Origin of the sequence: Microvirga brassicacearum (genome assembly GCF_008757455.1) — a bacterium.
In the GTDB taxonomy this organism is placed as follows: Bacteria; Pseudomonadota; Alphaproteobacteria; order Rhizobiales; family Beijerinckiaceae; genus Microvirga; species Microvirga brassicacearum.
Genome location: NZ_VCMV01000037.1, coordinates 32,319 through 43,417 on the forward strand (window position 1 = coordinate 32,319; position 11,099 = coordinate 43,417).

Here is an 11,099-nt window from a genome sequence, read left to right on the forward strand (position 1 = left end):
GACCAATCCGCCGCACCATCGCGGGTGCGCGCGACTGGCGATAACAATCAATCCCGCTCGTATTCCGCCGCCCATGCCTGTGCGACCTCCGTCCCGGTCGCGAACCAGACGCCCGGGAAGGTGCGGATATAGGCGATGAGTTGGCGCAAAAGCGCGATGCGGCTCGGCCGGCCGACAATCTGAGGATGGAAGATGATGTCGAACAGGCCGCCCCAACGATAGATCTCGCGGAATTCTTCCTTGAAGACGTTGAACATGTGCTCGTTGGTGAAGATCGGACGCGGGCTCTTCACCGAGAATAGCGCGTAGGGCGCATCGTCCAGGCTCCAATGCCAGGGCAATTCGATCGGTCCCTTGGTTCCGTCATCGAGAACGTGACGATAGGGATTGATGTCGTCCATGAGCGACGAGTTGTAGAGAAAATCATGCTTCTGCAGCAGCTTGAAGAGGCCGGGGCTGACCTCGCCCGCAGGCGAGCGATAGCCCTTGGGGACGACGCCGACGGTGCGCTTCAGGGCTTCGAGGCCCTTCTCCATTTCGTCGATTTCCGCCGCCGGATCATCGCTGACCCAACGATGCGAGTAGCTGTGATGAGCGATTTCATGGCCGCCCTTGAGGATCATCTCAAGCCGGCCGGTGTGGTTCTCGGCCGTCCAGCCGGGGACGAAGAACGTTCCCTTCAAATCGGCATCCGCGAGCGTTTCGAGGATCTTCGGCACGCCGACCTTGGCACCGTATTTTCCCTGGCTGAGAATTCCCGGCCGATTGGCGTTTTCCGGATCCCGCGAGGTCCAAAGTGTCTCCGCGTCGAAATCGAAGGTCAACATGACGGCGCAACGTGCACCATTCGGCCATTTAACGCTCATGTCGTGCATGGAACTTTCCTCCCTCTATTCGTCGTTCGGAGTGTAGCGGGTGGCGGTGTAGCCGCCATCCACCGGAATGACGACGCCCGAAACGAAGGCCGCATCCTCGGACGCCAGGAAGGCGATCACAGCGGCCTGCTCCGACGGCGTGCCGACCCGGCCGATCGGTGTCGGTTTCACCTGAAGCTTGATGTAATAAGGGTCACGCAGGCGCTCCGCCGTCATGGGCGTCTCGACAACGCCGGGCGCGACCGCATTGACCAGAATGCCTTCCGGCGTAAGCTCCACAGCGAGCTGGCGAGTGAATTGCGCGACGCCCGCCTTTGCGACCGCGTAGGCGGTCGTGCCGGGATAGCCGATCAAGCCGAAGATCGACGACACATTGATGATCCGTCCACCGGGCCGCGGCAGATGCGGAGCGATGGCGCGGGTGACGCGAAGCATCGCATTGAGATTGGTGTCGATGATCCTGTCCATCAAAGTGTCGTCGGTGTCCTTCAGGGACTTGGACCCGCCGATGCCCGCGTTGTTGACGAGGATGTCGATCCTGCCGAAGGCAGCCTGTGCGGCTTCTTCGATGCGAAGGCCTGCGTCGCGGGCGGTGATGTCGACAACGAATCCGGTGCCGCCGATAGCCGCTGCAGTCTCCATGACCTCGGGAATGATATCGACCAGCAGAACGCCGGCGCCCTCTTCGGCAAAGCGCTGCGCCGTTGCGGCGCCAATTCCCCGTGCTGCGCCGGTGACGATCGCGACCTTGCCGGCGAAACGATGCGGATTATGCAAGACGTCCTCCGTCTATGGGAAGCGCCGTGCCAGTGGTGAAGCTCGCCTCATCGCTCATGAAGTACAGAACAGCGTTGGCGACTTCTTCCGCAGTTCCGAAACGATTCATCGGATGCCTCGCCCTCATGACCTTGCGCCGTTCCTCCTGCGCCGCGTCGTCGCCCGCCTGCACGAAACTGCTCTCGGTCATCGGCCCCTCGATCGTGCCGGGGCAGACGCAATTGACGCGAATGTTCTCCTGCGCGTGATTGAGCGCCAGGCTGCGAGTCAGCAGGACAACCGCACCCTTGGATGCCGAATAGGCGGATAGAAATGGCGATCCCAGGATGCCGGCTGTCGACGAGAACAGGACAACAGAACCTCGACCCGCTTCACGCATCTGCGGGATGAAGGCGCGCGCGGCAAGCCACGGTCCCTTGACGTTCACCGCAAAGAGATGATCCCAGGTCGCCTCATCGAGTTCGATGGCGGGTTTTGCCGGTCCGAGGATGCCGGCTGCGGCGGCGAGGAGTTCGACGGGCCCCAGCTCTTTGCGCGCGACATCCGCCGCCCGCTGCACATCAGCCGCCGACGAAGCGTCGCCAACGACGGTCACAGAGCCAGGACATTGCGCGGCCGTTTCCCGCACGCCGTTCTCGTCGCGATCGAACAGGAGGACGCGCGCGCCTTCCCTTGAGAGCTTGATGGCCGTCGCCCGGCCCAGCGCACCAGCGGCGCCGGTAACCGCGGCGACTCGTCCGTGAAAGCGATCACGCATGCTCTTTCCCCCCCAGATAGAATTCCTGCAACTCGTCCATCGCGACCCCGTCGCCAACCTCGCGCTCGAACGCGATGCGCCCGCCGCGAATGACGTAGATGTAATCGGCAATATCCAGCGCCATGCCGACATTCTGCTCGACGAGGAGGAGCGTCAGGCCGAGATCCCGCAGGGCGAGAATGGCATCCGCGATCTCCTCGACGACCCGAGGCGCGAGTGCGGCGGAGGGTTCATCGAGCAGCAGCATGGTCGGCCGCGCCATCAGCGAACGTCCGATCGACAACATTTGCCGCTCGCCGCCCGACAGCATGCCGGCGGCGACATTCCGACGTTCGCGGAGGCGCTTGAAGCGCTGGTAAACGCCTTCGAGGTCTCCGGCGATCTCCGTGCGATGCCGGCGCCGGTGAAACGCGCCCATGAGCAGGTTTTCCTCGACGCTCATGCCGCCAAAGACTTCCTTGCCCTGCGGGACGAGCGACAGACCGAGCGCCGCGCGATCCTCGGTCGGCACATCATTGATGATCTGGCCGGCGAGCGTCACCTGACCCTCCTGGGCTTTCACCAGGCCGACGATGGTCTTCAATACTGTGGACTTGCCGGTGCCGTTGCCGCCGAGAAGAGCCACCAACCCACCCTTGGGCACGTCAAGCGTGACACCATGGAGAATGCGCGTACGGCCGTAGCCCGCAACGATATTGTCAAGCTTTAGCACGGCGTTTCCATCCAGAACCGATATATGCTTCGACCACAACAGGGTCTTTCACCACCATCTCGGGAATGCCCTTCGCGATCATGACACCTGAATCCAGCACCACGACGTGGTCGCAGAGGTCGCGGACAACGCGCATGTCGTGCTCGACGAGCAGAATGCTCATGCCGAACTCGTCGCGCATGCGGTGGATCAGCGTGATTAGGCGGTCGACATTGGGGGGCGACAAGCCGGCCGCCGGTTCATCGAGCACGAAAAGCTTTGGCTCGCTGATGAGGCCGCGGGCGAGTTCAACCATGCGCTGCTGCCCAATGGAGAGCGCAGAGACGGGATTGTCTGCGAATTCTTCGAGATCGAACCACGCCAGAAGTTCTCGCGCTCGCTTGCGAACGCTGTTCTCCTCCTCGACCGCCGATCTCCTGGCGATGATCGTGTCGAACATGCTGCTCTTCATGCGGATATGGTGAGCGAGAAGCAGGTTCTCCTCCACGCTCAACGACAGGAACAGGCGCAACATCTGGAAGCTGCGTGCCATGCCAAGGCGCGCGCGCCGGTAGGATGGCTGGCTGGAGATATCCGCCCCGTCGAATATCAGCCGTCCCCCATCGGCAGGCAACTCTCCCGTGATGAGATTGACCATCGTCGACTTGCCGGAACCGTTGGGTCCGATGAGGCCGACGATCTCGCTCCTGCCAACCCTCAGGCTGACGTCATTGACCGCCACCACACCGCCGAAGCGCCTGGTGAGGTTCTTCGCCTCGAGAACGGGCACAGATGTCATGAGAAACGCTCCCGCAGACGGCGAACCCGTCCGATGAGACCCTCGGGAAGTAATGTGACGGTGATCACCAGCAGCACGCCGAAGAGGAACATCTTGTACTCGGCGAAGCCGCCGAGGAATTCGGGCATGGATGTCAGCAGTACGGCGCCGATGATCGGGCCGATGAAGGTTCCCTTGCCGCCGACGATCATCATTGCGACGACCGTGGCGGATATCCAGATCGTGAAGTCGTCCGGTGTCACGCCACGCATGGCGTGCGCCGTGATCACGCCCGCAGCGCCCGCGAGTGCGGCCGAGCCGACGAAGGCCGTGAGCTTTCCACGCGTGGTGTCGAGCCCAACGGCGCTCGCCAGCGTTTCGTCGTCGCGAATTGCAATCCATTCGCGACCGATTCGCGATTGAAGAAGTCGCCAGACGGCGAACAGGAGAATGACCGCGATGACCAGAGTGAACCAGAAATACGACCGCAGGCTCGTGATTTCGAACAGCGTCGTACCAAAAAGGCTGACTGGTCCAATCGATGGAACCGGCAATCCGGTCTGCCCGCCGGTAAAGGATGTCCATTGCGAGAGCGTGAGATAGACGATCGTCTGAAACGCGATCGTCACGATGGCAAGGAAATGCCCCTTCAGCCGCAGAGCCGGGATGCCGAGGAGAAGGCCGAACAGACCCGCCACCGCGATTCCGACTGGAAAATTGAACCAGAAGCCGGTTCCAAGATCGCGCGACAGGATCGCCGTCGTATACGCGCCGATCCCGTAGAAGGCGCCCTGCGCGAATGAGAATTGCCCGCAATAGCCAGCGACGAGATTAAGGCCCGTCGCCAGGATCACATAGAGCAAGGCGTTCATGAGGACGTTGGTCTCATAACCACCCACGACGAACGGAGCGGCTGCCACAAGTGCAACGACAAGTAAGATGGCAAGCTTTTTCATGACCGTTCGAAAGCCTTTCCGAACAAGCCTTGCGGGCGGAACAGCAGGACCGCGATGACGATCACGAAGCCGATGATGTCGCGCAATCCGTTAGCGAGGTACGCTGACGTCATCGACTCGGTGATCCCAAGAAGAAGACCCGCGACCGCCGCGCCGAGGATGTTGCCCATGCCTCCGAGAATTACCACGGTGAAGGCCTTGAGCACGATCATGTTTCCGATGATGGGGTGTACCATGAAAACGGACGACATCAGAAAGCCCGCAACACCCGCAAGTGCCGCCCCCACCATGAAGGTGACAACGGCAACCCGCTCCACGCGCACGCCGCAAAGACGGGCCACCGTGGCATGTTGCGACATGCTGCGGAGGCTGCGTCCCGTCCAGGTGTAGCGCAGAATGAGATAGAGTGCGCCGATGAGAACCATCATCGCCACCGGGATTAGCGCACGTTGCAGGGGCATGAAGACAGGCCCGAGTTCAATGGGAATTGTGGAGAACTCCGTCTTCAGCAATCGCGGTTGCGGCCCAAGTGTCAGAAGCGCCGCATTTTGCAGCGCGACTGCAAGCCCGAAGGACGAGATGATCGAACTCGTCGCGTCCCGGTTCTTCATGGGCTTGTGGAGGATCGCCTCCGCACCGAAGCCGAGGAGAGCCGAGAAGACCAGCACGACTGCGAGTGCGAGAGGGAGCGGCATACCGAACAAGGTGACGGCCGTGACACCCGCATAGGCTCCGAGCATGTAGAATTCGCCATGGGCGAAATTCACCACGCCAAGAATGCCGAAAATCAGCGTCAGGCCGACCGCCACCAACACGTAGGAACTGCCAATGACGACGCCATTGGCGAGATACTGAAGAAAAAGGTCCACGGAAGGGTCCTGAAATCAAGATTCGACGAGTGTACGCTTGCCGTTTTTGACGATTGCGATGAACATCGGAAAGTTCACGCTGCCTTTGGCATCGAACGCGGCCGTAGCGCCTTTCGGACCTTGAACGATGGGAAAGTCCTTCATGCCCGATTTCAGCATTTGCTGAATCGCGGCGCTATCGGGCTTGCCGACGCGACGCATGGCCTCGATGGCAATGTTCGTCGAATCAAAGCCGAGCGCGTTGAGTGTGCCCGCCTCGTGCTTGTAGACGGCCTTGAAGCGTTCGCCGAAGGCGCGGCCGAACTCGTTCGGCGTGGTGCTTTCATAAAGCGTCGCCACGGCGAAACCTTCCGATGCTGGGCCGGCCAGGGTGATGAAATCATCGCTGAGCATCGAACCGGACCCGACGAACTGAGCGCGCAGACCGACTTCCGCCGCTTGACGAACGATGGTCGCACCGTCGCCGGCCCAGCCGCCGATATACACGACGTCGGGCTTCAACGTCCGAAGCTTGGTCAGCATGGACGAGAAATCCTGCTCGCCGGTATTGTAGCTTTCCTTCGCGACGATCTCGCCGCCCTCGGCTGTCACGACCTTGGTCACCTGATCGGCGAGGGTCACACCGTAATTGGTGGCGTCGTGGAGGATCGCCACGCGCTTCGCCTTGAACTGCCTGACGATGGCGCGAGCGGTGTCCTCACCCTGACCATTGCTGTCGGGCCAGGCGCGGAAGAACCAGGGATCGCCGGGTGTGTTGGCGTCGGTCGCGCCGGCACCGGTCGAACCGCCAGAGAGCATCGGCACCTTGTATTCAGCGGCGACTTTCGAGGCGGCGATAACAACCGCGGTTGGGTAGGTTCCGATGATGAATGGCACCTTCTCGCGTTCGATGAGACGACGGACAGCTGTCACGCCTTTGGTCGAGTTGCTCTCGTCGTCTTCCATCACGAGTTCGATCTTGCGACCGAAGACTCCGCCCTTCTCGTTGGCTTCTTTCACCGCGAATTCGAGGCCCTTCACCACCTGGTGGCCCTCGATGGCGCCGGGGCCGGACAGGGGCAGCATCCCGCCGATGCGGATTGGCGATGTGTCCTGGGCACTGACGATCGACGGAGCGGCGACGCTCGCTCCGATGATGGCCAGCATCTGACGACGAGAAAACGGTGCCATTGTTCCTATTCCCTGTGCTCTGGTATTGTTTACCGATACGACAATATCGTATATCTGCGCTGTACGAATTCTCCTGTCAAATCCGATTTGTGGGTGAAGCACATAAAACAGGCCTCATCCGCTGTGGATCCACACAGGGAAGTCCGCTCGTCCGGAGCAATCCACCCGCTTGCCTTGAAGCCAAAAATACGACAATCATTTTTTAAACAAGTCGAACGTATTGCATTTCGATACGATGAATCTTAGGAACTTCGGCCGCATGGGCGTTCTGATGGGATCTTATCCGCATGACCAAGCGCAGAGGTGCCGCCTGATGGAGTCAGCGGCTCCTCGAACCAAGCAGATTTGCCGACGCACCCGCGCGATCACCCATCTGTCGCCAACGGGTCGATCGCTTCCGAAACCCTGAGCAATCAACATCGGACCTCACCTCTCTCTCGGCACGGTAGAATCCAATCCATGGACTTGCATCCCTGCCCGGTCGTCACTGCTAGGAATTGGCATGTCTCTTGAAACACCCACTGCTTCGCCCATCGAAACGCTGACTGTTGCCGGTCTCTCCGACGCGGCTGACATTCGCGTCGACACCTGGGGCATCCCTCATCTCAGCGCCAGCAATTCGGGTGATCTGTTCTTCCTTCAAGGGTTCAACGCTGCGCGCGATCGGCTGTGGCAGATCGATCTTTGGCGCAAGCGCGGCCTGGGACTGCTCGCCGCCAGTTTCGGTCCGGGATATCTGGCGCAGGATTGCGCCTCGCGGGCATTCCTCTTTCGCGGCGACATGGAGGCGGAATGGACGAGCTACGCGCCTGACGCCAGGGAGATCTGCCGCGCCTTCGTGAGTGGCATCAATGCCTATGTGGAACTCACCGAACGTGAGCCGTCACGTCTCCCGTCGGAGTTCCGCATGACCGGCACGCGGCCGGCAAAGTGGCAACCGGAGGATGTGGTCCGCATTCGGAGCCACGCCCTAACGCGCAACGCATTGTCGGAAGTGATGCGCGCCTGCATTCTGGCGCACCATGAGGAGGCGACCGACCTGTTGCGCAAGAATCTCGAGCCGGCGGTGGTCCCCCGCAATGACGGAAAAATCGATCCCGCCTCCGTTCCGCTCGCGGTGCTCGACCTGTTCAAGCTCGCGACAGCCGGCGTCACGTTTTCGGAGGACCGCCTCAACGCGACGCTCGCCGACGCTGACCAATGGACAAAGCTGAACGACCTCGCGGAGGTCGTCAGTGAATCGACCTGGACCGGATCGAACAACTGGGCGGTCGCCGCGGATCGCACCGAAACCGGACGTCCGGTGATTGCAGGCGACCCGCACCGCAATCACGCCATGCCATCCCTGCGCTACCTCGTGCAGCTCTCGTGCCCGGAATTCGATGTGATCGGCGCCGGCGAGCCGGCGGTTCCCGGCATTTCGATGGGTCATAATGGCACGATCGCTTTTACACAGACGATCTTCGGTTCAGACCAGGAAGACATCTACGTCTACGAGACGGAGCCCGGCAATCCGGACCGCTACCGCTATGGCGGCGAGTGGGTGGCGATGGAAATTGCGCATGAGCGTTTTGCGGTCAAAGGCGAAGACGATCAAATCCGTCCCTTGCGCTTTACCCGCCACGGCCCGGTGCTCTACGCCGACCCTGAAGCGCGGACGGCCTTCGCGATTCGATCCGTTTGGTTCGAGCCCAGTGCCGGCGCCTATCTTGCTGGCTTGTCTTCCATGCGCGCGAAGAATCTCGAAGAATTCAAGTCGGCCATCCGCCGGTTTGCCACGCCTTCGCTGAACCATGTCTACGCCGATGTCGCCGGCACCATTGCCTGGCTGCCCTTCGGCATGACCCCCATCCGGCGGAACTGGGACGGCCTCCTGCCGGTTCCCGGCGATGGCCGCTTCGAATGGGACGGCTTCGTCGCGATCGACGACATGCCGAACCTGATCAATCCCGCGAGCGGTTACGTCGCCAGCGCGAACGAAGCCAATATGCCTGCAGACTGGGACCACGAGAGAACGCGGATCGGCTATGAATGGCTTGAGAAAAGCCGGGCGCTGCGTCTCCACGAGGTCCTCGGTTCGACAACGTCGCATTCGGTTGCAGCCTCTGTGGCGCTTCAGACCGATGTCATGTCGCTTCCGGGACGCAGGTTGCAGAACCTCCTTCGCGCGATCGAACCTGGTGAAGATCAGGATTTCAACCGCGCTCGCACCATGCTCCTCGACTGGGACAACGCGCTTCACGTGAATTCGGCGCCGGGTGCTCTCTCTGAATTTTGGTTCACGAGACATCTCAAGCCTGCCCTGTTCGAGCTTTTCATCCCCGATGCGAAACTCCGAGCGCTGCTTGCCCCCGGCGACGTCGAGGGAATTCTTCGCTCGCTCGAGAATCCGGATCACCACTTCGGCGCCGATGCGGCGAAGGAGCGGGATCGCCTGCTCACGGAGACGCTCGCGGCGGCCTACAGGGATCTGGTCGAGCGCTTTGGCGCCGACTCGTCCCAATGGCGATGGGGCGACCTTCATCACGGCTACTTCGAGCATCCTCTCAGCGGAATCGCAGGTGAGGAAAGCCGTAGGACGCTTGATGTCGGGCCGCTGCCGAAGGGCGGGAGCGCCTCCACAATCATGCACGCAGCCTATCGCCCACAGGATTTCCGCGTCACGACGGGTGCCTCCGTCCGCTTCGTCCTCGATGTCGGCAACTGGGATGCGAGCGTCTGCATGAACGCACCCGGTCAATCCGGCGACAGTCGCTCGCCGCATTACCGCGATCTGTCGGCGCTCTGGGCGAAAGGCGATTACGTCCCGTTCTTGTATTCGAGAAATGCCGTCGACGCGGCAACCGAGCAGCGGATCAGGCTTCTTCCCGCCACCACCTCGGACGCATTTGCGGCCACCGCTTAAACCATCATCACCAAACTCTGAAGCGCTGAGCGCTTCAGCCTTCCCGGGATAGACATCGCCATGGCCAAACTTTTTTCTCCAATCACCATCGGTCCCCACACCTACGCCAATCGCATCGCGATCGCTCCCATGGCGCAATACAGCGCCGATGACGGCAGCATGACCGACTGGCATCTCATCCATCTCGGTGCCCTTGCCACCTCGGGCGCCGGCCTGGTGATGATTGAAGCCACGTCGGTGGAGCCGATGGGACGCTGCTCTCTCGGCGATCCCGGCCTCTATAACAATGAGAACGAGGCCGCCCTCTGCCGGGTTATCGAGGCCATGCGGCGCTACACCCCTGTCAAAGTCGGTATCCAGCTCAGCCACGGCGGCCGCAAGGGCTCGACAGCTCTTCACTGGCTGGGTGGTCAGCCCCTCTCGACTGCTGACGGCGGCTGGGAGAACCTCGCGCCTTCGGCACTTCCGTTCGGCACCTGGCCGACACCAAAAGCAGCGGATGCGGAGGATCTCGAGCGGCTCGTTCCCGCCTTCGCCGATTCCGCCCGCCGGGCCGCGCGCGCGGGCGTCGACCTGATTGAGCTCCATGCGGCACACGGCTATCTGCTGCACCAGTTCCTGTCGCCGATCAGCAATGAGCGCACGGATGCGTTCGGCGGATCGCTCGAGAACCGGATGCGCTTACCCTTGCGCGTGTTTGAGGCCGTGCGCGACGCGGCTCCTGGTGTAACCCTCGGGGTGCGCCTGACGGCATCGGATTGGATCGACGGCGGCATCACGCCCGACGAGGCGGTTGCTTTCGCGCAGAAACTCGAAGCCGCCGGCTGCCATTATGTGGATGTAACCAGCGGTGGCATCGACCCGCGCCAGAAAATCGCGGTCGGTCCCGGTTACCAGGTCTCCTTCGCTCATACCGTGAAGCAGAAGACCAATCTTGTGGTCCGCGCAGTTGGCTTGATCGTCGCGCCGGAGCAGGCTGAAGAAATCGTCGCCTCCGGCAAGGCCGATCTCGTGGCGATTGCACGCGCCGCATTAGCCAATCCACGGTGGCCCTGGGAAGCCGCCCACGTGCTCGGTGCTCCGATCGAGATCCCGCCGCAATACCAGCGCGCCAGTTCAAGCGCGTGGCCCGGCTGGACCATTCTCGCGCCGAAGGAAGCTGCAGAGTGACACTGAAGAAGGGCGTCGGCTTCGGCGTCCTTTCGTTTAGTGAAATGTGGCGGATGATCGACGGTTCCGTCGCAAACCCTTTGTTTCAAAGTTCCAGCTACCCTGCCCGGTGACCCAGTTGTGGAGGACGCGGTGTTCAAGGGCAGACATT

Annotated in this window: 10 protein-coding genes; 2 read left to right on the top strand and 8 right to left on the bottom strand. The window is 61.5% G+C overall.

Features of this window, described 5'->3' with window-relative positions; translation table 11 throughout:
• Positions 1-47: 47 nt before the first annotated feature.
• From FEZ63_RS19140 to FEZ63_RS19175, 8 genes are read right to left on the bottom strand one after another with little or no spacing between them, the layout of a single operon-like run.
• Positions 48-875, bottom strand: a complete 828-nt coding sequence (locus FEZ63_RS19140) for a polysaccharide deacetylase family protein (protein ID WP_150947477.1) — start codon at positions 873-875, stop codon at positions 48-50.
• 15 nt (positions 876-890) lie between these two features.
• Positions 891-1,652, bottom strand: coding sequence for an SDR family NAD(P)-dependent oxidoreductase (locus FEZ63_RS19145; RefSeq protein ID WP_150947479.1), 762 nt, complete (start codon positions 1,650-1,652; stop codon positions 891-893).
• Positions 1,645-2,409 (bottom strand): SDR family NAD(P)-dependent oxidoreductase, encoded by a 765-nt coding sequence (locus tag FEZ63_RS19150; protein ID WP_150947480.1) that lies wholly within the window; start codon positions 2,407-2,409, stop codon positions 1,645-1,647. The genes FEZ63_RS19145 and FEZ63_RS19150 overlap by 8 nt, the downstream gene beginning before the upstream one ends.
• Positions 2,402-3,121, bottom strand: coding sequence for an ABC transporter ATP-binding protein (locus tag FEZ63_RS19155; RefSeq protein WP_150947483.1), 720 nt, complete (start codon positions 3,119-3,121; stop codon positions 2,402-2,404). The genes FEZ63_RS19150 and FEZ63_RS19155 overlap by 8 nt, the downstream gene beginning before the upstream one ends.
• Positions 3,108-3,899, bottom strand: a complete 792-nt coding sequence (locus tag FEZ63_RS19160; protein ID WP_150947485.1) for an ABC transporter ATP-binding protein — start codon at positions 3,897-3,899, stop codon at positions 3,108-3,110. Before FEZ63_RS19160 ends, FEZ63_RS19155 begins: the two co-directional genes overlap by 14 nt.
• A complete protein-coding gene (locus FEZ63_RS19165) occupies positions 3,896-4,834 on the bottom strand; it encodes a branched-chain amino acid ABC transporter permease (protein WP_150947487.1) in 939 nt (312 codons plus the stop codon). Before FEZ63_RS19165 ends, FEZ63_RS19160 begins: the two co-directional genes overlap by 4 nt.
• A complete protein-coding gene (locus tag FEZ63_RS19170) occupies positions 4,831-5,703 on the bottom strand; it encodes a branched-chain amino acid ABC transporter permease (protein ID WP_150947489.1) in 873 nt (290 codons plus the stop codon). The genes FEZ63_RS19165 and FEZ63_RS19170 overlap by 4 nt, the downstream gene beginning before the upstream one ends.
• 15 nt (positions 5,704-5,718) lie before the next feature.
• Entirely contained in the window at positions 5,719-6,873 is a 1,155-nt protein-coding gene (locus FEZ63_RS19175; protein ID WP_150947491.1) for an ABC transporter substrate-binding protein, read from the bottom strand.
• 502 nt (positions 6,874-7,375) lie between these two features.
• Between FEZ63_RS19175 and FEZ63_RS19180 the strand changes: the two genes are divergently transcribed.
• Both FEZ63_RS19180 and FEZ63_RS19185 read left to right on the top strand, forming a co-directional pair.
• Entirely contained in the window at positions 7,376-9,778 is a 2,403-nt protein-coding gene (locus FEZ63_RS19180) for a penicillin acylase family protein (protein ID WP_150947493.1), read from the top strand.
• Positions 9,779-9,838: 60 nt separating this feature from the next.
• Positions 9,839-10,948 carry an NADH:flavin oxidoreductase/NADH oxidase gene (locus tag FEZ63_RS19185; RefSeq protein ID WP_150947495.1) on the top strand — a complete coding sequence of 370 codons (1,110 nt, stop codon included), beginning with the start codon at positions 9,839-9,841 and terminating at the stop codon, positions 10,946-10,948.
• Positions 10,949-11,099 lie beyond the last annotated feature (151 nt).

Excerpts from the sequence above, each read along its gene's own strand:
- FEZ63_RS19140 (WP_150947477.1), bottom strand. The coding sequence starts at position 875 with ATGCACGACATGAGCGTTAAATGGCCGAATGGTGCACGTTGCGCCGTC.
- FEZ63_RS19150 (WP_150947480.1), bottom strand. The coding sequence starts at position 2,409 with ATGCGTGATCGCTTTCACGGACGAGTCGCCGCGGTTACCGGCGCCGCT.
- FEZ63_RS19160 (WP_150947485.1), bottom strand. The coding sequence starts at position 3,899 with ATGACATCTGTGCCCGTTCTCGAGGCGAAGAACCTCACCAGGCGCTTC.
- FEZ63_RS19165 (WP_150947487.1), bottom strand. The coding sequence starts at position 4,834 with ATGAAAAAGCTTGCCATCTTACTTGTCGTTGCACTTGTGGCAGCCGCT.
- FEZ63_RS19175 (WP_150947491.1), bottom strand. The coding sequence starts at position 6,873 with ATGGCACCGTTTTCTCGTCGTCAGATGCTGGCCATCATCGGAGCGAGC.
- FEZ63_RS19180 (WP_150947493.1), top strand. The coding sequence starts at position 7,376 with ATGTCTCTTGAAACACCCACTGCTTCGCCCATCGAAACGCTGACTGTT.
- FEZ63_RS19185 (WP_150947495.1), top strand. The coding sequence starts at position 9,839 with ATGGCCAAACTTTTTTCTCCAATCACCATCGGTCCCCACACCTACGCC.